The organism is Pseudophaeobacter sp. (assembly GCF_039971195.1).
In the GTDB taxonomy this organism is placed as follows: domain Bacteria; phylum Pseudomonadota; class Alphaproteobacteria; order Rhodobacterales; family Rhodobacteraceae; genus Pseudophaeobacter.
Map to the genome: position 1 here is coordinate 40,532 of NZ_JBDWPJ010000012.1, position 24,418 is coordinate 64,949.

Below are 24,418 nucleotides of genomic sequence, written 5' to 3' on the forward strand. Positions count from 1 at the left end.
GGGCTTGATCCCTTTCGGGATCAAGCCTGGGCGGGAGCATTTGGCTCTGCTTGTCAGCCGACGACGTTGAACGCCGGGCCATAGGGGTATTTGGTGATATTCTCATTATCCTCATCGTGGATAATCAGGATATCATGCTCGCGGTAGCCGCCAGCGCCCGGTTCTCCATCGGCGATGGTCAGCATTGGCTCCATCGAGATCACCATGCCAGGCTCCAGCACCGTGTCGATGTCTTCGCGCAGTTCCAGCCCAGCCTCACGACCATAGTAATGCGACAACACCCCAAAGGAATGGCCATAACCAAAGGTCCGATACTGCAGCAGATCCCGCTCTTCAAAGAAAGCGTTGATCTTATGGGTGATCTCGGCGCAGCTGGCCCCCGGCTTCAGCAAGGAGATGCCATATTCATGGGCCGCCACATTGGCCTCCCAGATCTTCAGGCTCTCGGCATCGACTTCGCCGACAAACATGGTGCGTTCCAGCGCGGTGTAATAGCCAGAGATCATCGGGAAGGTGTTCAGCGACAAGATATCACCGCGCTGCAGTTTGCGCGCTGTCACCGGGTTATGGGCGCCGTCGGTATTGATCCCCGACTGAAACCAGACCCAGCTGTCGCGATACTCCGCATCCGGAAAGCGCTTGGCGATCTCCAGCTCCATGGCATCGCGCCCGGCCATGGCCACATCAATCTCGCGTGCACCTTCCTTCACCGCCTCGCGAATGGCGAAACCACCCACATCGGCCACCGCTGCACCGGCGCGGATCATCTCCAGCTCGGCCTCGGATTTGCCCATCCGCTGCACCATGGTGGGCTGATACAGATCCACCAATTTAGACGGGCTAAGGAACCCTTCGAGCTTGGATTTTTGCAGCAAGGTCAAGTGGTCGCTTTCAAAGCCAACCACCACGCCTTCGCCCGCTACCGACTTCACCGCGCGCCAGAAATTGTCGCGCTGCCAATCGGTATAGGTGATGTTGTCACAAAAAGACCGCCGCCAGGGCTGGCCCGCGTCGATACCAGCCGAAATGGTCACGGCCTCAGTAGCTGTTACCACCAAACCATAGGGGCGGCCAAAGGCGCAGTAGGTAAAGCCGGAGTAGTAAGAGATATTGTGCATTGAGGTGAAGACAGCGGCGCTCACGCCGGTGTCCCCCATGATTTTGCGCAGGCTCGCGATGCGCGCCTCATATTCAGAAACCGCAAATTGCAGCGGGGCTTTTTCACCATTGTGAAAACGATACATGTCAGGACGTGCAGTCATGCTGGATCCTTCCTTTGCTCAAGAAAGGTCCTGGCGTACAGGACGGAATGTTGAAACGGACCCATGGGCACAGGCTGGGCAACCTTCAGGCTCCGCCCCCGTGAATGACCCCATGTGGCGACGCCATCGCCCGGTCTGGGCAGAAAATGCGCCCGAATGCAAAAGGAGGCAAGCGTTTTTTCAACGCCGCCTCCTGCACGTCCTTTTGGGGCGATAGATCAAACCATTTCTGCTTAGCTCGTGAGCAGCCGCACCAGATCACTTTCAGGATCCGCCAGCGGATCCACCACATTGAAATGATGTTTGCCAAAGGCAATCACATGATCCGCATGCCAGGCATCTGCCAACCACTGCGCCTGATCCAGAAAGGCCGGGCGTTCCTCGGCACCAACCCAGACGGTGACCTCGGTCTGGTAGCGTTCCTGCATTTCCACCGGGCTTTCCGCCTTTGCCGTTTCGCAATTCATCTGGAACTTGTCATTCATCGAGGTGCGCAGCAGTGGCAGCAGATCCGCCAGCGGCGAAATTGGCACCACCATTTGCAATCGCTCACCAACCTCTGCCGGGATCACCTGCGGGTCCAGCATTCGGGCCACCAGATGGCCGCCTGCAGAATGCCCGGCCAGCGAAATCGGCACCTGAGGTACTTCTTCGGCGATCCGCACCACTGCCGCGGCGACCTGCTGGGTGATATCGGCGATCCGCACCTCGGGGCACAGATCATAGGAGGGCATTGCCACCGCCCAGCCATGGGCCAGCGCCCCAACCGCGAGATGTGACCAGGAGCTTTTGTCAAAGGCCAGCCAATAGCCGCCGTGCACAAAGATGAGCACCCCCTTTGGGCTACCCTCGGGCAAAAAGAGGTCAAAGCGGTGACGCTCCCCTTCCCCATAGGGGATATCAAGACGCGCGCGCTCATGCAGGCTGTTGCGAAAATCCTCTGCAGAGGCCGCCCAACGCGGCGGGAACTCTTCAGCACCTGCGATATGCGCCCCGTTTGCGTAGGCGTCGTCCAATTCCATGCTCGTGCTCCCCTTCTTTGTACAACAGGTGACTATCTGGGTCTGCTATTGTCAAACACTCTTCTCTCGATCAGGATGTAATAAACAGGTTAAGTATAATCTGATCAAATCTGGACTCATGGTTCTTTCTGGACATCTTTGAACCCAGCTGTTTTTCATGCGCCCAATGACACCTCGGGAGGTCCCTATGTTGCAAACAACCACCGCACTAAAAACGCTTTTGAGCGACCCCAGCCTGCTGGAAACCCGTGCCTATATCGGCGGCGTCTTCGTCGCTGGCGACGCCACATTTGACGTTGTGAACCCGGCGCGCGGCGATGTCATCGCCCAGGTGACCGACCTCAGCCGTTCCCAGGTGGCTGGCGCCATTTCTCAGGCTGATGTGGCACAAAAGGAATGGGCCAAATGGACTGGCAAGGAACGCGCCAATACCCTGCGGAAATGGTATGATCTGATGATGGAAAACCAGGAAGATCTGGCCATCATCCTGACCGCAGAAATGGGCAAACCCCTGGCCGAAGCCCGTGGGGAAATCGCCTATGGTGCCTCCTTCATTGAGTTCTTCGCCGAAGAGGCCAAACGCATCTACGGTGAGACAATTCCGGGCCATCAGCGCGACAAACGCATCACCGTGTTGAAACAGCCCATTGGGGTGGCCGCGTCAATCACGCCCTGGAACTTCCCCAATGCGATGATCACCCGCAAGGCAGGCCCGGCGCTGGCTGCTGGCTGTGCCTTTGTTGCCCGCCCGGCAGAATTGACGCCACTCTCTGCCACGGCGCTGGCCGTTCTGGCGGATCGCGCTGGCATTCCGGCGGGCGTTTTCAGCGTTGTCCCCTCGTCAGATGCCTCTGAAATCGGCAAGGAGTTCTGCGACAACAACGCGGTGCGCAAGCTGACCTTTACTGGCTCCACCCAGGTCGGCCGCATCCTGATGCGCCAGGCCGCTGATACAGTGATGAAATGCTCCATGGAGCTGGGCGGCAATGCACCCTTCATCGTCTTTGACGACGCCGATCTCGATGCAGCTGTCGAAGGCGCTATCATGTGCAAGTTCCGCAACAACGGCCAGACCTGCGTCTGCGCCAACCGGATCTATGTGCAGGCCGGAGTCTATGACGCCTTTGCTGCCAAGCTGAAAGAAGCAGTCGCCAATATGAAAGTTGGCGATGGCATGGAAGACGGCACCCTGTTTGGGCCGCTGATCAACGCCAAGGCCGTCACCAAGGTTCAGGACCATATCGCCGATGCCACCGCCAAGGGCGCAGAGGTCATTCTGGGCGGCAACCCATCCGAGCTTGGCGGCACTTTCTTTGAGCCAACAATTGTCACCGGAGCTACCCGCGAGATGGCCTTTGCCACGGATGAAACCTTTGGCCCACTGGCGCCCCTGTTCAAGTTTGAAGACGAGGACGAGGTGATCGCGATGGCCAATGACACCATCTTTGGCCTGGCCTCCTATTTCTACGCCAAAGATCTGAGCCGGGTCTACAAGGTCGCCGAAGCGTTGGAATATGGCATTGTTGGCGTCAACACCGGCATCATTTCCACCGAGGTCGCTCCGTTTGGCGGCGTCAAACAGTCCGGTCTGGGCCGCGAAGGCAGCCACCATGGCATCGAAGACTATCTGGAAATGAAATACATCTGCATGTCGGTCTGACACGCTAAATCCCTTCCGGGCCCGGCGTTCTAGCTATGGGCCTGGAGGGTACCAAGGATACGAAGGCTTTTAAGTCTTCGCCCGCTGGGCTGCAATCAGGTCGATGCCCGTTGCTCAGCTTCCTCGCCCTGTAGGAACATCCGCATCACCCGCGCGATTGCCTGTTGCCAGACGATGGCCTGCGCGGCACTTAGATCATCTCCCAGAACATCCACCAGGGCGGCCATCACCGCTTTGCCTGCCATCTCTGCCTCGCGCGGTCCAAGGTTGTACTGGGCATGAGTTTTGGCCAGAGTATCCCCCGCATGGATCAAGCTCCGATTGTCCACCGCGCCTCTCAGGCAATAGGTCAACATCGAGGCAAACATCTCTTTCTGTTTGGCGAAATCATCGGAGAACAGCGCTTCGATTTCTGGCATCTGGTCAAAAAGATGGACATAAAAACGTTCTGCCAACTCTGCCTTTTTGGCGTAAATCTCTGAAAAACTGGACTGCATTTCTTTGACGTCCATCGATTCCATCGCGTGGCCTTTCACCAAAGAGTTAAAACAATCATTTTCAGTACACCTTTTAATGCGCCAACGCACAAGGGCCAAAATACCGGGAGTTCCCCCTAAACGAGTTCCGTCAGCACACAGGGATCCTACTGAACACTACCCGCATAGACTGTGCGGAGGGGCTTGATGCTAACGCAGCAACCGGGTCCGAACCAAATCCCCTGTATGTGCCACGGCCTGGTTCAGCCCTTCGTCTATAGGCGCAGGTCCAAACCGGCGCGACAGTCCTGCCTGGGATGCGGGCAGCAGGCAGACCGCGCCGAGCAATTCAGTGGCAAGGCCCAGCGCCGCGGCAAAACCGGCCTGTTGCCACCCTGCTGTTGCCTGAACCAAGGCCACAAGGGGCTCCAGAACCTCCTGCAGGGGCAATGCGCCCTCTATCGCTGCGGGCTCGGACTCTTCCAACAAAACCCGGATTAACAGTGCTGCAACTGTTGGATCCTGCACAGCGCAATGGCAGAGCGATACAAAGAACCCCTCCAGCTGAAGCTCTGCCTGTTCGGTTGCTTCCATCGCCTCAAACAACAGGTCGAGCAGCTGCTGTTTCAGCTGCCCCATCACCGCGTGGTACAGCAGGTCCTTGGATTTGAAATGATGCAGCAGCGCCTGTTTGGTCAGCCCCAACTCCGCTGCAACCCCGGCCAGGCTGGTGCCATGATAGCCCCGCGCAGCCAGATGCTGCCTGGCGATTCGCAACAAATCCAAACTGGTTTGGGAGGTGACAGTCATCGTTGGATCCCTGAGCGTTTGTCAATCCATAGCATGGGCCCGCTCGACTTACCATCTGGTAAGCAACTAATCCTACCAATCGGTAAGTGTTCGCTCGTTTCACTCAATCCCAATTGACAAAAACATAGCCCCAACCCTCTTGCGAGGGCTGGGGCTATGCTCACTCCATGCAGGCTCCCTGGAGAAAGCTCATGAACGGAACGGAGTTTGGTTTAGGTTAGTTGAGCGCCTGCGCCTCTGCTTCGATGGCGGTCTGCTTTGGTCCGGTAGAGCTGATCTCGATGCGGCGCGGCTTCAGTGCTTCGGGCACTTCGCGGTGCAAATCGATATGCAACATACCGTCCGCATGGCTGGCGCCGGTGACGCGGACATGATCGGCCAGGGTAAAGCGGCGCTCAAAGGCGCGGGTGGCTATGCCGCGATGCAGAAAACTGCGACCCTCGACCTCGTCACCCCTGCGGGCAGAAACCACCAAGGCGTTTTCCTTCACTTCCACGGTCAGGTCTTCTTCGCCAAAACCGGCTACAGCAATCGAGATCCGATAGCTGTCGGCAGCAGTTTTTTCGATGTTATATGGGGGGTAACTGGGTTGCCCGACATCATTGCTCAGGGCGCGGTCCATCAGATCAGCGATCTGGTCAAAACCAATGGTTGCACGGTTCAGCGGTGCAAAATCAAATCTACGCATGTTCTATCCTCGAATATGAGCGACATTCATTTCACCCTCCCAAAGGGACGGGCGTTTGTCATCTGAGCCCCGGTGACCGGCGACCCCGACTAGAAATGAAATATGCACGCCACATCGGATTACAAGACCTGCGGCCCGGAACAGGTTAGTCGCCGGGCCGAACAAACTTGGCCCCACCAGAGGGACGTGCGCCGCCCACCTGCACCCGGCCGACGCCTTCGGGCATACGGCTGCCGATCCGCGCACTGGTCAATTGGGTTTTCAGGATCTGCAACTCCTCTGCCAGTGCCGCCCCCAGGGACACCCGCCGGCCTTCGACCTCCGCCTTGGCGGAAACCACCGAGACAATGCGCGGCATGCCACCCTCAAAGGAGAACACAGGCGCACCGGAAGAGCCAAAGTCCACATCGCAGGACATGATCAACACCCCCTCCTGCCGCCCCATCACCGCACAAAGCTCCTGGATCGAGGGGGCTTCGGAGCGATCATGAGCATAAGAGACCACCCCCACATCGGCACCTTTGCGGGGCCGACTGTCGGTTTGGAACGGAATGACGGTGGTGTTGCGGATCGGTCGTTGCAACTGCAACAGGGCAATATCCTTGCGCACACGGTCGGTAGAGACCTCGCCGTCAAAAACATAATCCGGGTGAACCACCGCCCGCGCAACCGTCCGATAAGCCGAGGCCCGACCATTGCGCCAACCGGCCAAAAACTCGATGGCCTGTGGCTTGATCCGGGCACCGCTGTGCGAATCAAAGAGGCAATGCGCCGCTGTCAGCACCAGATCCGGGGCAATCAAGGACCCGGTGCAAAAGCCTTCACCATTGACATCCAGCCGCCCAACCGCTTCCCAGCCACGCCCGGAATCCGAGGTGTCCATACGCTGCAACCGGCTGTCCTGAGCCTGCGCCATAAGGGGCAGCAGCATGACAAGACTCGCCAGTCGCGCGACACCTCGTCCCAAATATTGCAAACCCTGCACGCCGCTCTCCTCACCCGATTGCAGATAGATATACCTGCAAGCTTCGGCAAAAATACGGCAAGCCCGCGTGAATGACAGCCCACAGAAGAAATAATCCCCAAAGGCCTCAGGTTTGTTGCCCGCAAAGCAGGGTTTTCAGCGCAGCATCGGCACATTGTCCTGTGGCTGCACCTGCCCGCCAATCAGCGCTGGTGGTATTGGCCCGCCCGTGGCCCAGTCCAGCAATTCCACCGTATGCACAATTGGCACGGACGTGGCCGAGCCGATCTGCATCATGCAGCCAATGTTGCCCGCCGCGATCAGATCCGGGGATTTGGCCTCCAACGTCTTTACCTTACGCGCCTTCAGCTCACCCGAAATTTCCGGCTGCATCAGATTGTAAGTCCCGGCAGAACCGCAACACAGATGGCTATCCGCAGGCTCCACCACCTTAAAGCCCGCGCGTTTCAGCAGGGTTTTAGGATGGGTCTTGATCTGCTGGCCGTGCTGCAGGGAGCAGGCGGCATGATAGGCAACGGTTAGCGCCTTGTCCGACCCTTCGGGCAGCTCCAGCTTCATCAAAAGCTCAGAGATATCCATGCAGCGCTCAGAGATCCGTGCCGCATCCGCGGCCAGCGGATCATTGCGGAACATATGACCATAGTCCTTGACCGTGGTGCCGCAGCCCGAGGTATTGATGACAATGGCATCTAGCCCTGCGCCATCAATCTCGGCACTCCAGGCCCGGATGTTCTTAGCAGCAGTGGCATGGCTTTCATCTTCGCGCCCCATGTGATGGGTCAGCGCGCCACAACAGCCAGCGCCTTTGGCCACCACCACCTCACAGCCCAACCGGGTCAGCAGCCGAATGGTGGCATCATTGATATCGGTGTTCAGCGCCTTTTGTGCACAGCCCGTCATCAACGCCACACGTTTCGTTTGCGCCGCCTTTGGCGCAAAGCTTTGCGGATCATCATTGCGGCTGACCGGGGGGATATGTTTGGGCGCCATCTCCAGCATTGCCCGCAGACGTGGATCCGGCATCAGGCCTTTGAAGGGCCGCGCAATTTTGGCCCCCAGCAGGGCCAAGCGAAAGCGTCCAGGATAGGGCAGAATCCGCGCCAGAACCGCCCGCAACAGGCGATCCGTCAGAGGGCGTTTGTAATTTTTGTCGATGTAAGCCCGCGCGTGATCCACCAGATGCATGTAGTGCACCCCCGACGGGCAAGTGGTCATACAGGCCAGGCAGCTCAGGCAACGATCGATATGTTTGACCGTCTTGGCATCGGGTACCCGGTTGTTCTCCAGCATATCCTTGATCAGGTAAACCCGCCCGCGCGGACTGTCGAGCTCATCCCCAAGCACCTGATAGGTCGGACAGGTTGCAGTACAGAACCCGCAATGCACACAGGCGCGCAAAATCTCATTCGAGCGAGCGATGCCGGGATCTTTCAACTGATCTTTGGTAAAGGTCGTCTGCATGATTTACCCCATCAACCCTGTATTCAGCAGGCCGCGCGGATCAAACCTCTGCCGCAACCCTTTTGAAATTTCTTCCAGTGGCGCTGCCTGCGGCTGGAACCGCCCCAAAGCCGCTTTGGTCTCAGCACTGCCCCGCACCAGCGTGGCATGTCCAGTCACCCCTGCCTGGGCCATTTTCGCCCGCAAATCAGTGCCTTCAGTGCTTAGGGCCCAGATTAGCCCACCGCCCCAGTCGAACAGCAATCCTGCTGTACCTAGAAGCGGCGCCAAAATCACCGCATCCGAAGGTTTTACAGAAATCCGCCAAACATCGCCGACCCGGCCCTCAAACTTGGAAACATCCCGAATCCCCCGCCACAGGTTGGCATCACTCCCCTGCGCGGAGACCTCGCCAAAAGCGGCCAGTACCTCCACAAGCCTGTCCTGACGATAGGCAACCGAGGGCGCAAAACCTTCTACCCGGATATGCACCAGGCCTGTCTCCGGATCATAACTCGCCCCCGTCACATCAAAGGGCGAGCCCAGTGCCGCAGACATCGCCTGTACGGCAACCGAAAGCTCCGCAACTGCAACGCTGAGGGTAGCAACAGCCTCAGGAATGGGCAGCACCTTCAACGCGACCTCGCTCAGCACCCCCAGGGTTCCATGGGCTCCCGCCATCAGCTTCACCAGATCATAGCCGGTGACGTTTTTCATCACCCGACCACCATTCTTCACCACCTGTCCCATGCCATCAACAAACCGCACCCCCAGCAGATAATCGCGCGCCGCGCCCCCTTGAATGCGGCGCGGACCAGATGCATTGGTAGCAAAGGCACCGCCAATGGTGGGCTCACCTCCCCCGCCCAATAGTCCACGGGCATCCATTGGCTCAAAAGCCATGCGCTGACCTTCGCTGGCCAACAAGGCCTCAACCTGTGCGATCGGCGTCCCCGCCTTGACCACCAGGGTCAGAGATCCCGGCTCATAAAGCTCAATACCGCTCAGGCCAGCCAGGCTCAAAACGGAGCCTTCGACTTCAAATCCACGCGTCCCTCCGCCTTTGATGCAGAGGGGAGTATCCGTGCCAACAATCGCCTCAGCCAGTTCGGCCTCATCTTTCGGAATAAGCATCATCATCTTTCCAAAAATATTCTGGGGGTTTGGGGGCAAAGCCCCCATCATGATCGTCTCGTCTATTCTGCTGCCTAGGCCGCCGACCGCCGCGCCTTGGTTGCGCCAAGCGGAAAGACCTTTGCCGGATTGAGCAACCACTTGGGATCAAACACATCCTTGACCAGCAGCTGCGCTTCCAGATCGACGGGCGCATATTGATAGAGCATCAGATCCCGCTTCTCGATGCCAACGCCGTGCTCGCCAGTCAGACAACCGCCTACATCCACACAAAGCTTCAGGATTTCAGCGCCAAAGGCCTCGCACTGCTCCAGATCTCCTGGCTTATTGGCATCAAACAGGATCAAGGGGTGCATATTGCCATCTCCGGCATGAAACACATTTGCCACCTCCAGCCCGTAGTCCTGAGACAGCTCGCCAATGCGGCGCAGCACGGCGGGCAATGAGGCCACCGGAATGGTGCCGTCAAGACACATATAATCGTTGATCTGCCCCATGGCGCCAAAGGCGGATTTACGTCCCAGCCAGATCCGCGCCGCCTCATCGGCGTCACCGGCCTCGCGCAGCTCTACCGGGTTATGTCGCCGCGCGATCTCCACGATCAGACTCAACTGATGGGCAATCTCTGCTTCGCTGCCCTCAACCTCGATGATCAGCAGTGCCTCACACATCGGATAGCCCGCCTTAGCAAAGGCCTCACAGGCGGCAATGCAGGGACGGTCCATGAATTCAATCGCCACTGGCAGAACGCCCGCCTTGATGATGTCACTGACACAGGCACCGGCCACCTCATTGCTGTCAAATCCAATCAGCACTGGCCGTGCGCCTTCCGGTTTGCGCAGGATGCGCAGCGTGGCCTCGGTGACCACGCCCAGTTGCCCTTCGCTGCCACAGATCACCCCCAGCAAATCAAGCCCGCCCGCATCCAGATGCGCGCCGCCAATTTCCACCACGGTGCCATCCATCATCACCATGGTCACCCCCAACAAGTTGTTGGTGGTAACGCCATATTTCAGACAGTGAGCGCCGCCCGAATTCATTGCGATGTTGCCGGCAATGGCGCAGGCTAGCTGGCTGGACGGATCAGGCGCATAAAAGAACTCTTCTTCCTCCACTGCGCCAGAGACGCTGAGGTTGGTGCGTCCAGACTGCACCCGGATCACCCGGTTGTTATAATCCGTCTCCAGCACCTCATTCATCCGCGCCACCCCAAGGATCACGCTATCCGCCGTGGGCAGCGCCCCGCCTGCCAGCGAAGTGCCCGCCCCGCGCGGCACCACAGGCACGCCTTCCTCATGACAGATCCGCAAGATGTCAGAGACTTCCTCGGTGGTGCGCGGCAGCACCGCCAGCATCGGCGGACAGCGATAGGCCGCCAGCCCGTCACATTCATAGGCGCGGGTTTCCCGTTCATCCTCGATCAGCGCATCACCTGGCAAAACTGCGCTCAGCCGAGTCACCAGATGCGCTTTGCGGGTCAGAATGGCGGGATCGGGGACAGGCATCTCCATGGAGCTCTCCTAAGGTTGCACTGAGTTTGGTAAAGTAATATTACCAATTTAACCCCTCTGGCAAGAGAGAAGTTGTCACAGCCACCTCCCCGGCCCACACGGCATCGTGATGTCCACACCATTTCAGAGAGGTTAAGCTGCCCTATGATCAAACCAACCTTAGCTTTTTTCGCCGCTCTGATAGCGTTCCCCGCTCTCGCTGACCCGCCAACAATCCAGGCGGCCACAGCCACTCAATCCGGCGACACCTGGCGGTTTGATGTCACCCTCTCCCATCCCGATACCGGCTGGGATCACTACGCCGATGGCTGGCGGGTGCTTGACATGCAGAGCAATGAACTAGGGCTGCGGGTGCTGGCCCATCCACATGTACAGGAGCAACCCTTTACCAGATCGCTGAGTGGCGTCTCGGTCCCTGCGGGCAGCAAGCAGGTCCAAATCCAAGCCCGTTGCCTGGTTGATGGCTGGGCTGATGATCTCTTTGTGGTCGCGTTAAAATGATCCGGTCGTTGAGCTGAGGGAAAGCTACGCCCGCCTCTTCCTTGCGGCGCGAGGCATCTTGTGACACAGGTCTGGCAATCCGCCCCCTCCTCTTTTGCTACAGGACACCCCCGCCATGACTGCCAAAAAACGCGTCGTTCTTTCCAGCGATCACGCCGACATCCAACTGCGCCAGACCATTGCTGAGCATATTGCCGGTCTTGGCTATGATGTGCTTGATCTCGGCCCCACCACCTCGGAAAGCACCGATTACCCCAAGCATGGCCGCGAAGCCGCCGAGCGTGTGGCCTCCGGCGATTATGATCTGGGCGTTATCGTCTGCGGCACGGGCCAGGGCATCATGATGGCCGCCAATAAGGTCAAAGGCATCCGCTGCGGCGTGTGCGCCGATACCTTTTCGGCGCGGATGATCCGCCAGCACAACGATGCCAATATGCTGTCAATCGGCGCTCGGGTTGTCGGTAAGGGTCTGGCGCTGGATATCGTCGACGCCTTCCTGTCGGCTGACTTCGAAGGCGGCCGCCACGCCACCCGCATGGAAATGATCGAACCTTCCGAAGCCTAGGCAGATCCAGCCTGCGCGCCTGGCCACCGGCCCGGCGCGCAGGCTGTACCCGGTCAGCTCCGATGATAGGGGCTACCGGAGAGTATGGTTGCGGCGCGATAGATCTGTTCGGCCAGCATCACCCGCACCATCATATGCGGCCAGACCATCTTGCCAAACGAGATCGAAAAATCGGCTTCAGCCCGCAGGCTCGGGTCAATGCCATCAGCGCCACCGATGATCAGCGCCAGATCCTGACGCCCCGAATCGCGCCAATCGCCCAGACGGTTGGCGAAATCCGGTGAGCTGAGCAACTTGCCGCGTTCATCCAGGGTGCAGATCACCGCGCCCTTGGGCAGGGATTTACGCAGCAGGGTGGCTTCGGCCCCCATGCCGGCATTCTTCTTGTCCTCAACCTCAACAATACGGGCCGGGCCAAGGCCCAGCGCCCGGCCGGTGCGGTCAAAACGCGTGAGGTAGTCGTCAATGAGGGACTTTTCAGGCCCAGCACGCAGCCGTCCAACCGCGCAGATATGAATACGCATCGGAAAAACCCTCGCTGGAAATTACTGGCGCAGACAAAGCCAATGACAGGGCCGTCCCGTCAATGCGCAGGAGCGGCCCCAACAAAGGGCCACCCTGTCACTTTAGTCCTGGTTTAGGACTCTTCCTGGCCTGGGGTCATACCGGGCTGCCAGAGCTTTTCGATTTGGTAGAACTCGCGCACTTCAGGGCGGAACAGATGCACAATGACATCGCCGGTATCAATCAGGACCCAATCGCCGGTATCGCGGCCTTCGATCTTGCTGAGAATGCCATATTCATGCTTCAGCCGGTCGGCCAGCTTTTCCGAGATCCCGGCAACCTGGCGGCTTGAACGCCCCGTGGCGATGACCATGAAATCGGCAATAGCCGTCTTGCCGCGCAGATCGATCTGCACGACATCTTCAGCCTTGTCTTCATCCAGAGAGCTCAGGATCCGCTCCAGCAATACCACATTGGTTGGGCGGCTCTTGGCAGCGGTCTCCACTGCCTCGCTATCAGCGGCAGCAGCCGCTTGAGGTTCGGTCGACAGAACACTGTCCTCCATAAGGCGCGCCGACTCTCCCCCGGCGCTGGGGATATGCCAAAAATAGCAATTCCCGCGCCATATTTCAATGAAAGCGGCAGCGGGCTTCGAATCATCGGCACTCTCTGCCTGATCTCGGCGGCTACCGAAAGAGGGAAGCCGCCCTATTTACAAGGATTCAAGGGAAAGAATGCCCCGATTGCGGCAATCCCCCCCCTTCGCACCCTTGATCGCCCGCCCCCCCGCCTGTATCTGACGGGCATGACCCTCGTATTGGCCCAGAAGATTGAGTTGCAAGACCGCGCCCGTCTGCGCGAGCGATTCTATGGTGCCGCCCGCACGGTCCTGGCGCGCCTATAAGGCTGCAGCCTAAGCCCTACGCCAGCTATATACACCTGACACATACGGGAGAGGACACATGTCCCCCAAAACGCTCTATGACAAAATCTGGGATGCGCATGTTGCGCATGAAGCAGAGGATGGCACCTGCCTTCTTTATATCGACCGCCACCTGGTCCACGAAGTGACCAGCCCGCAGGCCTTTGAAGGTCTGCGCCTGGCCGGCCGTTCGGTGCATGCACCGGATAAAACCATCGCAGTGCCGGATCACAACGTGCCCACCACCGCAGGCCGTGAAGATCCGTCGCAGATGACCGAGGAAAGCCGCATTCAGGTTGAAGCCCTGGATAAAAATGCCAAGGAATTTGGTGTGCACTACTATCCTGTTTCTGACGTCCGTCAGGGCATCGTGCATATCGTCGGCCCCGAACAGGGCTGGACTCTGCCCGGCATGACCGTGGTTTGTGGCGACAGCCACACCGCCACCCATGGCGCCTTTGGGGCTTTGGCCCATGGTATCGGCACCTCCGAGGTGGAGCATGTGCTGGCCACTCAGACCTTGATTCAGAAAAAATCTCTGAACATGAAGGTCGAGATCACCGGCAAGCTGAAGCCCGGTGTGACCGCCAAAGACATCACCCTCGCGGTGATCGGCGAAACCGGCACCGGTGGCGGCACCGGCTATGTCATCGAGTATTGCGGCGAAGCGATCCGTGATCTGTCCATGGAAGGCCGTATGACCGTCTGCAATATGGCCATCGAGGGCGGTGCCCGCGCTGGTCTGATCGCGCCGGATGAAACCACCTACGCCTATGTGAACGGCCGCCCCCACGCCCCCAAGGGCGCGCAATGGGAAGCCGCGCTGAACTGGTGGAAGACGCTCTATACCGATGAGGGCGCCCATTTCGACAAGGTTGTCACCCTGAAAGGTGAAGACATCCAGCCCGTTGTGACCTGGGGCACCTCGCCCGAGGACGTGCTGCCGATCACCGGAGTTGTGCCCAACCCCGAAGATTTCAAAGGCGGCAAAGTGGATGCAGCCCGCCGTTCGATCGAATATATGGGCCTGACCCCTGGTCAAAAACTCACTGACATTGAGATCGACACTGTTTTCATTGGCTCCTGCACCAATGGCCGTATCGAAGATTTCCGCGCTGTGGCCGAGGTGGTCAAAGGTAAGAAGATCAAAGACGGCATGCGCGCCATGATCGTTCCGGGTTCTGGCCTGGTGCGGGCACAAGCCGAAGAAGAAGGCCTGGCCGATATCTTCCGCGAAGCCGGTTTTGAATGGCGCCTTGCAGGCTGCTCCATGTGTCTGGCGATGAACCCAGATCAGCTGTCAGAGGGTGAGCGCTGCGCCGCCACCTCGAACCGCAACTTTGAGGGCCGCCAGGGCTACAAGGGTCGCACCCATCTGGTCTCCCCCGCCATGGCCGCTGCCGCTGCCCTGACAGGAAAGCTGACAGATATTCGTGATCTGCTGTAGGCTGCGCTCAAAAGGTATTCTTGAGAGGAATTGAGAAATGAGTGACTGGCTGAAAATGCTGTTGTTGGGACTGCTGTCCATCCTGTTTGGGGTGTTCATCCTGGGTGCGCCCGTGGTGGCCTCCATTGCGGTGACCGCGATCACTGGCTTTTTGCTCTTGGTCAGCGGTGGCCTGCAGGTGGTTGGCGGGTTTTCCGTCGAAGGCACCGGCAACAAACTGCTCTCCATCCTGATGGGAGCCGTGCTGCTGTTCCTTGGCTGGTCCTTCATTTCCAATCCGCTGCAGGGCACCATTTCGCTGTCGATGCTGGTGCTGATCCTGTTCATGGCAGGCGGTATCGCCCGGATCTACATGTCGTTTCAGATGCGCGGTCTCCCGTTCTTCTGGCCGACCTTGATCTCTGGCATTCTGTCCATCGTACTGGCCGGGGTGATCTGGACCAATGCGGCGGCAGAGCCCGCCTGGCTGCTGAACCTGATCGGCATTCTCTTGGGCGTTGAGATGCTGTTCAATGGCTTTGGCCTGCTGTTTACCGCGCTTTTCCTGCGCAGCGTAGAAAAAGAAATCTAGGCGGCCTAGACCGGATCAGGGTTTCACCACCCGCTCCGCCAGGCCGCCATATTCCATCAGGTAGGCACAGGATGACTGCGCCCCTGGTTCACGGATCTCCCCGCTGTGACGCGGGCCCCCACCGCGCGTGGGTCGAAATCTAGGAGTCTGGAAATGGACAAATATCAAAAGCTCACCGGTGTTGCCGCGCCTATGCCGCTGGTCAATATCGACACCGACATGATCATCCCCAAGGTGTTCCTGAAAAGCATTCAGCGCACCGGCTTTGGGGTGAACCTGTTTGACGAGATGCGCTACAATCGCGACGGCACCGAAATCGAAGATTTTGTGCTCAACAAACCGCAGTACCGCAGTGCTGAAATCCTGGTCGCAGGTGACAACTTTGGCTGTGGCTCTTCGCGCGAACACGCGCCCTGGGCGATTGCAGATTTTGGCATCAAGTGTGTGATCTCGACCTCCTTTGCCGATATCTTCTTCAACAACTGCTTTAAGAACGGCATCCTGCCCATCGTGCTGCCACAAGAGCAGGTCGATCTGTTGATGGCGGACGCGGAAAAGGGCGAAAACGCCCGGATGACGGTTGATCTGGAAGCCCAGGAAATCACCACTTCGGATGGTGAGGTTGTCACCTTCGAGGTTGATACCTTCAAAAAGCAATGCCTGCTGGAAGGTCTGGATGACATCGGCCAGACTCTGCAGAAACAAGGCTCCGTTGAGACCTATGAAGGTAAGATGGCGCAGGAACGTCCCTGGGTCTAATCCATCGCGGATCTGCTGAACCTGCCTTTGGGCTGCGCTGTCTAAAGCTGCACAAAGCCGCTCCAAGATTTGGGGCGGCTTTGTCGTGACATCCTCCTGCACAAGGGAATTGGCGGTCGCGGAACTGAGTGGGAATTAAGACAAATGTGCCACAAATTTGCCGCATTCCCCGCCGATTTCACAGCCACCTGCGCAAAACGGTCAAAACCAGAGCGGCCTCTTGACGCCCAACACATCACAACCACTACATCTGGTATCTATCCCGCAAATCCCTGATTGGCTTGAGCAAAATTGATGCATTCCGGCATCATCCCTCCCGGCTTCCCCGAAGAAAATCACCAATCCGCAATTGCAAACTTGAGCCTCAAGGCCAATCCATGCACAAATAGGGCAAAATTGAGGCGCGCATTCTGGGCAAATCCAGGGTGCATCAAGTTGGAACAAAGGCACGACAAAGTATCGTCCAGTCCAGTTTGAAGGGAAAAAAGCAGTGTTTGCTCGCATAACAGGCGCGGCAACTCGCGGGATACTTGTTGCATTGCTGATCGCAATGCCATCGATGCTCTTGCCGGTTTCTGCCACAGAATCTCCTGAGATCATCGCCCTTATGGCGATTCTCGGCGGTGTTTTGACCTTTGCTGAGTATTTCTCCAACTACCCCAGTTTTGTTGAATTCCGTGAAGCCCCGCCGCTGAACCGGATGCGTTATGTCGCCGCCTTTGTGATGATCGGCGCGCTAAGCCTGCTGGTGCGCCATTCTATGGATCCAACCGGGCTGACTACCCTGGTGCAGACCTATGGCACCCGCCTGGGCGCGGCCTTGGATTTTGCCTATTCGCCAGTGCAACTGACGGTTCTGATGCTGCCGACCGAGACCCCTACGGACAGCCTGCAGATGGTGCGCAGTGCTGCCGGGATTGCCTATGTCGTGTCTGCGCTTGCCATTTTTGGGTTCATCCTCGCCATTCGTATTGGCAATTGGCCGGTTGCCAATGGCGCCTTCAATGTCTGGGTGAACCTGCCGCTGTTTGACCCCACCACCGGTGGCGATGTGGTCACTCGGTTGCAACGCGATGGGCGCATCAATATCATTCTGGGGATCCTGTTGCCCTTTGCCATTCCGGCGACAATCAAGCTGGCCTCCGGGTTGATCGACGTCAGCCACCTCACCGCTCCGCCTATGCTGATCTGGGTAATTGCCGCCTGGGCCTTTGTGCCCGCCTCGATGATCATGCGCGGGCTGGCGATGCTACGGGTGGCGGATCTCATCGCGCAAAAAAGACGGGCAGTCTATGCCCATGCCGAAGCCCTGCAGGCCGCGTGATGCCTGGGAAGACAGAGAGAAAGCTCTCTGTCTTGCCGCTGCTCTGCTTGCTGCTCATCCACTTGTTGCCAAGCCGTTCCGCAGAGGGAGACACCCTGCGCATAGCCACCTTCAACACCGAACTGTCCCGCAAGGGGCCTGGGCTGTTGCTGCGCGACATTGAACATGGCGATGATCCCCAGATTCAGGCCGTGGTCACAGTGATCAATGGCGCCCAGCCCGATGTTTTGCTGCTACAGGGCATCGACTGGGACTATGAAAACCGAGCGCTCAAGGCGCTTGAGAACCGCCTCGCAGAGGCTGGATCGCCCTATCCCTATCTGTTTGCCGACCAACCCAATGCCGGGCTGGCGACGGATCTGGATCTGGATGGCGACACACGGCTTGGCGGCCCCGGAGATTCGCAAGGCTACGGCGATTACACCGGGCGCGGTGGCTTGGCCCTACTGTCAAAATACCCGATCCTGACCCAGGAAGTTGCCGATCTCTCGTCCCTGTTGTGGCGTGACATACCCGGTGCCACCCTGCCGCAACACCCTGATGGCAGCCCCTTTCCCTCGGCTCAGGCGCAAAAGGTCCAACGCCTCTCCTCTACTGCCCATTGGGCTGTGCCGATTGCGTTGACCAATGGCGCGCGCCTGACGCTGCTGTGTTTTCAAGCCGCCCCTCCATTGTTTGATGGGCCAGAGGATCGCAATGGGCTGCGCAACGCGGATGAAATCCGCCTGTGGCAGGTGTTCCTGGACGGGCAATTGCCTGCCTCTGTCGGATCGGTACCGTCCAAGCGCTTTGCTATTGCTGGCGGCGCCAATCTGGATCCCAACAAAGGCGCAGGACACCGCGACGCCATTGCCAATTTGTTGCTGGACAGCCGGTTGCAAGACCCGCTCCCCACCTCACCCCAAGGTGGGACAGATACGGTCAATTGGGGCGAGGACCGTCAGATGCGGGTCGACTACCTGCTGCCTTCCCAGGACTGGCAGATAGCCGGTGCCGGAGTCGTCTGGCCCGAAGCCGTAGCTTCTGCCGCCGCAACGGCCAGCCGTCACCGGCTGGTCTGGGTTGATCTGAAGATCGACTAGTCAAGCCACTGCCCTTATGTCCTTGCCGCCCGCGCGCGGCGCTGTATGTTTCAAAACCGCCTTTGGTAGACACTGTGGCAGGGCTACCTGCAAAGATGTGCTGGCAAAATCTGGCAGCAACTGATGCAGCAGCTCTCCTGAAAGGTGGTGCGGTGTGTTCCAAAGATAGCGCATCTCTAGAAGGCAACGCCCCAAGGGCCAGAACGGTCGCGCCAGCTGCAAGGGCAGCCAGGACATTTGGCCCAGACGCGCAGGCTGTTGCAGGTGGCGATTGACCTCGGCCAGGATCTCTTGCCCGGTCAGGGTATAGCCTGCAAAGGGCACATCCAGATAGCGCGGCAGGCAATCGCGAATAGCCGCGAGCTCTACGGCTGCCCGCGCAAGATCCGGCAGAAAGGCCCAAGCATGGGGGATGTCGGCGCGCCCAGGATAGGTAAACTTCCCCTTACCCAGCTTGGCGGTGATCATGGCATCAAACCAGTTCCCCGAAGCTTCGGTATCCAGGAAATCCCCTGCCCGCAGAAGGATCACCTGCGCGCTGGAGGCACGATAGGCCTGCTCCATCTCAATGCGGATGCGCCCCAATGGGTTCTGCGCCGCATGGGGGCTTTCCTCTGACCAGGGCAAGGCAGTCTCGGCCCCAAAGACATAGACATTGCCGGGCAGAATCACCGTCGCGCCGCTGGCTTCAGCCGCCCGGATCACCTGCCGGTGCAGCTGTGGCACCTGTGCGGCCCAGTCCGGATAGGCAGGGTTCCAACCGTTCACGATCACATCCACACCAGCGGTAGTCTGGGCCAGATCATCCCGCCCCCGTTTGAACCGGCGGAGCTGCCAGCCAGCCTGTTCAAAAGCCAGAGCAGCAGCGCGGCCAAAGCGGCCAGAGGCTCCAAGGATAAGCGCGGTTTGTTTCATCAGTTCAACTCCGTGTTTGAAGGGATGCGACAAGCTTCACCCATTCAAAGAGAATATAGTATTGCGAAAAATTTCAGATCTGCCATTCATTTTTGAATGGATACTGCAAAACTCACCGACTGGTCCCTGATCCAAAGCTTCCTTGCCGTGGCGGAGGAGGGCTCGCTTTCGGGCGCCGCGAGAAGCCTCAACCGCAGCCAGCCCACCCTGGGGCGCCACATCCAAACATTAGAAGCCAGCCTCAGCCAGCAGCTGTTTGAGCGGCACCCCCGCGGGTTGCGGCTGTCGCAGGCGGGCACGGCGCTGCTGCCGATGGCGCGGGAGATGCAACAGCAGATGTATCGCCTTTCCCTGCAGGCCGCAGGCCAGTCCGAAGAGCTGGCAGGCACCGTTCGCATCACCGCCAGCGTCTTTGCCGCGCATTACCTGCTGCCGCCCATTCTGGCAGACATACGCAGGGCTGAACCCGGCATCGAGTTGGAACTGGTGCCAACGGATGAAAGCAAAAACCTCCTGTATCGCGCCGCCGACATCGCCCTGCGCATGTATCGCCCCAGCCAGCTGGAGGTGATCACCCAGCATGTGGCGGATCTGCCGCTGGGGATCTTTGCCGCCCATACCTACTTGGCGCGGCGCGGCACGCCGCGTGTGGCCGAGGATCTGTGGAACCACGATCTGGTTGGCTATGACAACAATGATCTGATCCTGAACACCATGGCCGCGATGGGCTGGCAGGCAGAGCGCAGTGCCTTTGCCATGCGCTGTGACAACCAGGCCACCTATTGGCAATTGGTGCGGGCCGGCTGCGGCATCGGCTTTTGCCAAAGCGGTGTTGCGCAGGCGGATGACACCGTGGCCGAGCTGGATCTTGGCGTTGAAATTCCGCCCCTGCCGGTCTGGCTGACCGCCCATCGCGCCATGCGGGAAACGCCCCGTATCCAGCGGGTCTGGTCGCTCTTGGCAAAAGCCCTGAAATCTGCGGGCAAATCGACGCCTGCCGCCTTGAAATCAAGGCCCGTTATTGACCCTGAGGCCCCAGAGGGGTAGGCCAACTCCAACTGTTTTTAGGAGGCACATATGTCCAATCCATCGATTCTGATTCTGCCCGGCGACGGTATCGGCCCCGAGGTCATGACCGAGGTACGTAAAGTCATCACCTGGTTTGGTGAAGCCCGCGACATTCAGTTCGATGTGAGCGAAGATCTGGTCGGCGGTGCCGCCTATGACAAACATGGCGTTCCTCTCGCGGATGAGACCATGGCACGCGCCCAGGAAGTGGACGCGGTTCTGCTCGGCGCTGTTGGCGGCCCGGCCTATGACGACTTGGATTTTTCGGTCAAACCCGAACGGGGCCTGCTGCGCCTACGCAAGGAAATGGACCTTTATGCCAACCTGCGTCCGGCCCAGTGTTTTGACGCGCTGGCAGATTTCTCCTCGCTCAAACGAGACATCGTTGCAGGTCTGGACATCATGATCCTGCGCGAACTGACCTCGGGCGTCTATTTTGGCGAACCCCGTGGCATCTTTGAAGAGGGCAACGAGCGGGTTGGCATCAACACCCAGCGCTATACCGAATCCGAAATCGAACGCGCGGCGCGCTCTGCCTTTGAACTGGCGATGCGCCGCAACAAGAAGGTCTGCTCGATGGAGAAGGCCAATGTGATGGAAAGCGGTATTCTGTGGCGCGAAGTCGCCACCCGTGTTGGCAAGGATTACCCCGAGGTAGAGCTCAGCCACATGTATGCCGACAATGGCGCCATGCAGCTGGTGCGGGCGCCGAAACAGTTCGACGTCATCCTGACCGACAACCTGTTTGGCGATATCCTGTCTGACTGTGCCGCGATGCTGACCGGCAGCCTCGGCATGCTGCCTTCCGCCAGCCTTGGCGCTCCAATGGCAAATGGGCGTCCAAAGGCGATGTACGAACCGGTACATGGTTCTGCCCCTGACATCACCGGCCAGGGCAAGGCAAACCCGATCGCCTGTATCCTCAGCTTTGCCATGGCGCTGCGCTACAGCTTTGACATGGGCGACGAGGCTACCCGCCTGGAAAGCGCCATTGAGAAAGTGCTTGCCGATGGTGCCCGCACTGCGGATCTGCTGGGCGAAGACGGCGTCAACCCGATCTCGACCAGCGAAATGGGCGACGCCATTGTCGCCGCCCTGCAGTCCAGCCTGTAGCCGTCAGGGCCCCAGACCAAAATCGCCCCTCAGGGCAATCAGACAGAGGGCAAAATGCCCTCTGTTTTTTTGTCTTCGGCAGACAGTTGGCTTCTCGCAAAGGCAGGGAGCAGCGCCCGCGTTTGTGCCCGGTAATGTTCCAGCCGCTCCAGATGGTGCAGGCTGCGGCTGAGCCAGCGCATGGCATCGGTATGGGCAAAAACCTCACTCAGATCAAAAATCCCGGCATGCTCGCCCAGCAGCAGCCCCCGGCGATGGCGATCCTTGCGTTGCGCCACCAGCCGCGCCAGCCGCTGCAGGCGTCGCTGCTCCGCTTCCTCGCCTTGAGAGCCTGCCAAACGGGACAGCATTACCCCGGTGATCAGGCCCGGGCGACGCAAGAGGGGGTCTTCAAGAAGAACCGAAATGCGGCCGGTTTGTTCCAGCCGCTCAAGCAGACGCAGCAAATGGTCCGTCTGATGCAACAGCGCCGAAAACCCAGCTTCCTGTGCAGCGTCATCCCGGGTCAGGCGAACATCCGCCAGAAAGGCCTCGACCTCTGCCAGACCGGTTCTGCAGGGCTGCAAGGCTGCAAGGCTACGGTAATCAGCTGGATCTTGCAGCGCCGCAGACATGGCCGCATAGGTGCGTAGCGTGAGAGTTTCTAGCGCGGCTTGCACCGCCAACAGCGACACGGCGGGATCCGCCAGCAAACCCCGATCCAGATCAACCAGTGTATCCTTTGGCGCCTCAGGCATCAGCCAGTTGATAAAAGTGGCAAACTGCTGGGTGAAAGGCAAGAAGACCATCGCGCCCACCAGGTTGAACCCTGTGTGAAACACCAAAAGCGCTGTCATCGCGTTGCTCTGGGCCGCAATGCTCTGCAAGGCCTCCATTCCAAACAACAGGACCGGCACCACCATCAGGCTGGTGGCAATATTGAACAGAAGATTGGCCAGCGCAGTCTGTCGCATCGGGCGCGACCCTCCGAGCGAGGCGAGCAAGGCAGTGCAGGTGGTGCCGATATTCATGCCGGCCACGATGGCAACGGCCTGAGTCAGGCTAATAGCGCCACTTTGCAGCATGACAAGCGCCAGGGCCATTGCCGCCGAGGAGCTCTGCATCACAACAGTCAGCACCACGCCCAGCGCCGCCAAGGCCAACAGCCCCAGCACCGAAGCCGAGGGCAGCATTTCAGGGCGCAAAAGACCCGAGGCATCCTTCATCCCTGCCTGCATCAGATCAAGACCAATAAGCAGCAGGCAGAGCCCCGCTACCATCCGCCCTGTCCGGGCCCAACCGCCGCGCCCCAAAAGATCCAGCAGGCTGGCCGGAAACAGCAGCGCCATCGCCATGGTGCCGAGCTTTAGCTTGAACCCCAAAAGGCTAACCAGCCAGCCGGTTGCCGTGGTGCCGATATTGGCACCAAAGATCACCCCCAGCGCCTGCGGCATGGTCAGCAGCCCAGCCCCGACAAAACCCACAGTCATCACCGTGGTGGCACTGGAGGACTGGATCGCCGCCGTGGTCAGCCCCCCGGTCAAGACACCCAGAAAGGGCGTGGTAGTGAACCGCGTCAGGATCGTCTGCAACCCTGTTCCGGCAGCCTCGCGCAGAGCACCCGTCATCGCTTTCATCCCCATCAGGAACATGCCGATCCCGCCACACACGAGGAAAAACTGCTCTGTCATTTTGGCCCCTTCTGTTCCAGCTTCGCGCGCAACACCTTGTCGCACAAGGCGGCCCGCAGTGCCACGGCGCGCTTTGGTCAAAGAGCAGTGCTGGGACCGCCGCCCCCTCTGGTTAAGCGGAATTGCGCGTTAAACGATCCCACCACGACCCTGCCGAAATAAGGGTTAGTGACAGTCCGATGCAGATTAATATACTGGAAGGGTACAATGCCCCCTTGTTTGAAAAGTTGTTTTTTTAATGCATAGGCCTGACAAGCGACCGCTCATTTCGGTCATCATTCCGGTTTTTAACGTCGCGGAACATGTCGCCGATTGCATCGCCAGTCTGCAGGCGCAAACGCTGGGCGATTTTGAAGCCCTGGTGATTGATGATGGCTCGACGGATGACAGCGCCAGTCTAGCCCGGCAAGCGATTGAACAAGATCCCCGTTTTCGCTTGATACAACAGGAAAATCGCGGGCTATCCGGCGCGCGCAACACCGGGCTGGAGCAGGCGCAGGGGAGATTTATCGCGTTTCTGGACAGTGACGATCGTCTGGCCCCGGAATATCTGATGCAGCTGTGGCAGGCGCTAGACAGCACCGGGGCGGATTGGGTGGCCTGTGGGCTGCGGCTATGCTTCCCAGGCGATTTCAGCGCTGACCATTCCGCTATCCATGGCCAGCCCGAACGGCACAGTTCTGGTCAGATCCGCAGCTATGCTCTGGACCAGTGGGAAGACTGTATAAGGCATTTCCCTTCGGCCTGGAACAAACTGTACCGGTGGGAGCTGATCGAAGGGCTGAGGTTTCCCGAGGACACCTGGTTTGAGGATCACGAGTTCTTTTACCGCGCTGCCGCGCGCACAGATCTGCTGTTGCACATCGAGGCGCCGCTTTACCTGCACAGCCGTGATCGACCCGGTCAGATCACCAGCGCTGACAGCGACCGCGTGTTTGATCAATTCCCGGTGCTGGACGCAATCCGAAGCGTCATGCTGAACTCGGACC

At 58.9% G+C, this 24,418-nt stretch carries 25 protein-coding genes; 12 read left to right on the plus strand and 13 right to left on the minus strand.

The features are described 5' to 3' along the window. Positions 1–53: 53 nt before the first annotated feature. Both ABJP42_RS00980 and ABJP42_RS00985 read right to left on the minus strand, forming a co-directional pair. Entirely contained in the window at positions 54–1,262 is a 1,209-nt protein-coding gene (locus ABJP42_RS00980; protein WP_348338007.1) for an aminopeptidase P family protein, read from the minus strand. Positions 1,263–1,495: 233 nt separating this feature from the next. Then, positions 1,496–2,284 (minus strand): alpha/beta hydrolase, encoded by a 789-nt coding sequence (locus tag ABJP42_RS00985; protein ID WP_348338008.1) that lies wholly within the window; start codon positions 2,282–2,284, stop codon positions 1,496–1,498. A gap of 187 nt (positions 2,285–2,471) precedes the next feature. Here ABJP42_RS00985 and ABJP42_RS00990 point away from each other — a divergent pair, with 187 nt between their 5' ends. Beyond that, entirely contained in the window at positions 2,472–3,944 is a 1,473-nt protein-coding gene (locus tag ABJP42_RS00990) for an NAD-dependent succinate-semialdehyde dehydrogenase (RefSeq protein WP_348338009.1), read from the plus strand. Positions 3,945–4,039: 95 nt separating this feature from the next. Here the strand turns inward: ABJP42_RS00990 and ABJP42_RS00995 are convergent, their stop codons facing one another. From ABJP42_RS00995 to ABJP42_RS01025, 7 genes are all read right to left on the minus strand, one after another. Further along, positions 4,040–4,465, minus strand: coding sequence for a globin domain-containing protein (locus ABJP42_RS00995; RefSeq protein WP_348338010.1), 426 nt, complete (start codon positions 4,463–4,465; stop codon positions 4,040–4,042). Between the two features lie 165 nt (positions 4,466–4,630). Then, a complete protein-coding gene (locus ABJP42_RS01000; RefSeq protein WP_348338011.1) occupies positions 4,631–5,230 on the minus strand; it encodes a TetR/AcrR family transcriptional regulator in 600 nt (199 codons plus the stop codon). 217 nt (positions 5,231–5,447) lie between these two features. Beyond that, complete coding sequence (locus ABJP42_RS01005; RefSeq protein ID WP_348338012.1) at positions 5,448–5,918, minus strand: Hsp20 family protein; 471 nt, start codon at positions 5,916–5,918, stop codon at positions 5,448–5,450. A 145-nt stretch (positions 5,919–6,063) separates the two neighbouring features. Continuing rightward, positions 6,064–6,849, minus strand: a complete 786-nt coding sequence (locus ABJP42_RS01010) for a trypsin-like serine peptidase (RefSeq protein ID WP_348338013.1) — start codon at positions 6,847–6,849, stop codon at positions 6,064–6,066. Positions 6,850–7,038: 189 nt separating this feature from the next. Next, positions 7,039–8,364 carry a glycolate oxidase subunit GlcF gene (gene glcF, locus ABJP42_RS01015; protein ID WP_348338014.1) on the minus strand — a complete coding sequence of 442 codons (1,326 nt, stop codon included), beginning with the start codon at positions 8,362–8,364 and terminating at the stop codon, positions 7,039–7,041. Between the two features lie 3 nt (positions 8,365–8,367). Then, positions 8,368–9,477, minus strand: a complete 1,110-nt coding sequence (locus ABJP42_RS01020; RefSeq protein WP_348338015.1) for an FAD-binding protein — start codon at positions 9,475–9,477, stop codon at positions 8,368–8,370. A 74-nt stretch (positions 9,478–9,551) separates the two neighbouring features. Further along, the gene (locus ABJP42_RS01025) at positions 9,552–10,988 is read right to left on the minus strand and encodes an FAD-linked oxidase C-terminal domain-containing protein (protein WP_348338016.1); all 1,437 of its coding nucleotides are present in this window, start codon (positions 10,986–10,988) and stop codon (positions 9,552–9,554) included. A 144-nt stretch (positions 10,989–11,132) separates the two neighbouring features. Here ABJP42_RS01025 and ABJP42_RS01030 point away from each other — a divergent pair, with 144 nt between their 5' ends. Both ABJP42_RS01030 and rpiB read left to right on the plus strand, forming a co-directional pair. Then, positions 11,133–11,489, plus strand: coding sequence for a hypothetical protein (locus tag ABJP42_RS01030; RefSeq protein WP_348338017.1), 357 nt, complete (start codon positions 11,133–11,135; stop codon positions 11,487–11,489). Between the two features lie 115 nt (positions 11,490–11,604). Next, a complete protein-coding gene (gene rpiB, locus ABJP42_RS01035; protein WP_348338019.1) occupies positions 11,605–12,054 on the plus strand; it encodes a ribose 5-phosphate isomerase B in 450 nt (149 codons plus the stop codon). Positions 12,055–12,107: 53 nt separating this feature from the next. Here rpiB and rlmH read toward each other — a convergent pair whose 3' ends face one another. Both rlmH and rsfS read right to left on the minus strand, forming a co-directional pair. Continuing rightward, positions 12,108–12,578: a 23S rRNA (pseudouridine(1915)-N(3))-methyltransferase RlmH gene (gene rlmH, locus ABJP42_RS01040; RefSeq protein WP_348338021.1), complete on the minus strand. Its 471-nt coding sequence runs from the start codon at positions 12,576–12,578 to the stop codon at positions 12,108–12,110. A gap of 113 nt (positions 12,579–12,691) precedes the next feature. Continuing rightward, a complete protein-coding gene (rsfS, locus tag ABJP42_RS01045) occupies positions 12,692–13,123 on the minus strand; it encodes a ribosome silencing factor (RefSeq protein WP_348338022.1) in 432 nt (143 codons plus the stop codon). 240 nt (positions 13,124–13,363) lie between these two features. On the opposite strand from rsfS, the gene ABJP42_RS01050 reads away from it, so the two are divergent. The 6 genes from ABJP42_RS01050 to ABJP42_RS01075 all read left to right on the plus strand — a co-directional run bounded on the left by ABJP42_RS01050 (position 13,364) and on the right by ABJP42_RS01075 (position 18,663). Continuing rightward, positions 13,364–13,462 carry an isopropylmalate isomerase gene (locus ABJP42_RS01050; RefSeq protein ID WP_245602898.1) on the plus strand — a complete coding sequence of 33 codons (99 nt, stop codon included), beginning with the start codon at positions 13,364–13,366 and terminating at the stop codon, positions 13,460–13,462. Positions 13,463–13,520: 58 nt separating this feature from the next. Continuing rightward, complete coding sequence (gene leuC / locus ABJP42_RS01055; protein ID WP_348338024.1) at positions 13,521–14,927, plus strand: 3-isopropylmalate dehydratase large subunit; 1,407 nt, start codon at positions 13,521–13,523, stop codon at positions 14,925–14,927. Between the two features lie 37 nt (positions 14,928–14,964). After that, entirely contained in the window at positions 14,965–15,498 is a 534-nt protein-coding gene (locus ABJP42_RS01060; protein ID WP_348338025.1) for an HdeD family acid-resistance protein, read from the plus strand. A 153-nt stretch (positions 15,499–15,651) separates the two neighbouring features. Continuing rightward, entirely contained in the window at positions 15,652–16,257 is a 606-nt protein-coding gene (leuD, locus tag ABJP42_RS01065) for a 3-isopropylmalate dehydratase small subunit (RefSeq protein ID WP_348338027.1), read from the plus strand. Between the two features lie 490 nt (positions 16,258–16,747). Beyond that, positions 16,748–17,581, plus strand: coding sequence for a hypothetical protein (locus tag ABJP42_RS01070; RefSeq protein WP_348338028.1), 834 nt, complete (start codon positions 16,748–16,750; stop codon positions 17,579–17,581). Then, a complete protein-coding gene (locus ABJP42_RS01075) occupies positions 17,581–18,663 on the plus strand; it encodes an endonuclease/exonuclease/phosphatase family protein (protein WP_348338029.1) in 1,083 nt (360 codons plus the stop codon). The genes ABJP42_RS01070 and ABJP42_RS01075 overlap by 1 nt, the downstream gene beginning before the upstream one ends. Here the strand turns inward: ABJP42_RS01075 and ABJP42_RS01080 are convergent, their stop codons facing one another. Then, entirely contained in the window at positions 18,664–19,578 is a 915-nt protein-coding gene (locus ABJP42_RS01080; protein ID WP_348338030.1) for a sugar nucleotide-binding protein, read from the minus strand. Positions 19,579–19,674: 96 nt separating this feature from the next. On the opposite strand from ABJP42_RS01080, the gene ABJP42_RS01085 reads away from it, so the two are divergent. After that, positions 19,675–20,625 carry a LysR family transcriptional regulator gene (locus ABJP42_RS01085; protein WP_348338031.1) on the plus strand — a complete coding sequence of 317 codons (951 nt, stop codon included), beginning with the start codon at positions 19,675–19,677 and terminating at the stop codon, positions 20,623–20,625. 30 nt (positions 20,626–20,655) lie between these two features. Beyond that, positions 20,656–21,759, plus strand: coding sequence for a 3-isopropylmalate dehydrogenase (gene leuB / locus ABJP42_RS01090; protein ID WP_348338033.1), 1,104 nt, complete (start codon positions 20,656–20,658; stop codon positions 21,757–21,759). A gap of 38 nt (positions 21,760–21,797) precedes the next feature. On the opposite strand, the gene ABJP42_RS01095 is transcribed toward leuB, so the two are convergent. After that, positions 21,798–23,429: a Na/Pi cotransporter family protein gene (locus tag ABJP42_RS01095; protein ID WP_348338035.1), complete on the minus strand. Its 1,632-nt coding sequence runs from the start codon at positions 23,427–23,429 to the stop codon at positions 21,798–21,800. Positions 23,430–23,667: 238 nt separating this feature from the next. On the opposite strand from ABJP42_RS01095, the gene ABJP42_RS01100 reads away from it, so the two are divergent. Continuing rightward, positions 23,668–24,418, plus strand: a 751-nt coding sequence (locus ABJP42_RS01100; RefSeq protein WP_348338036.1) for a glycosyltransferase family 2 protein, incomplete at its 3' end; no start/stop codon positions are given.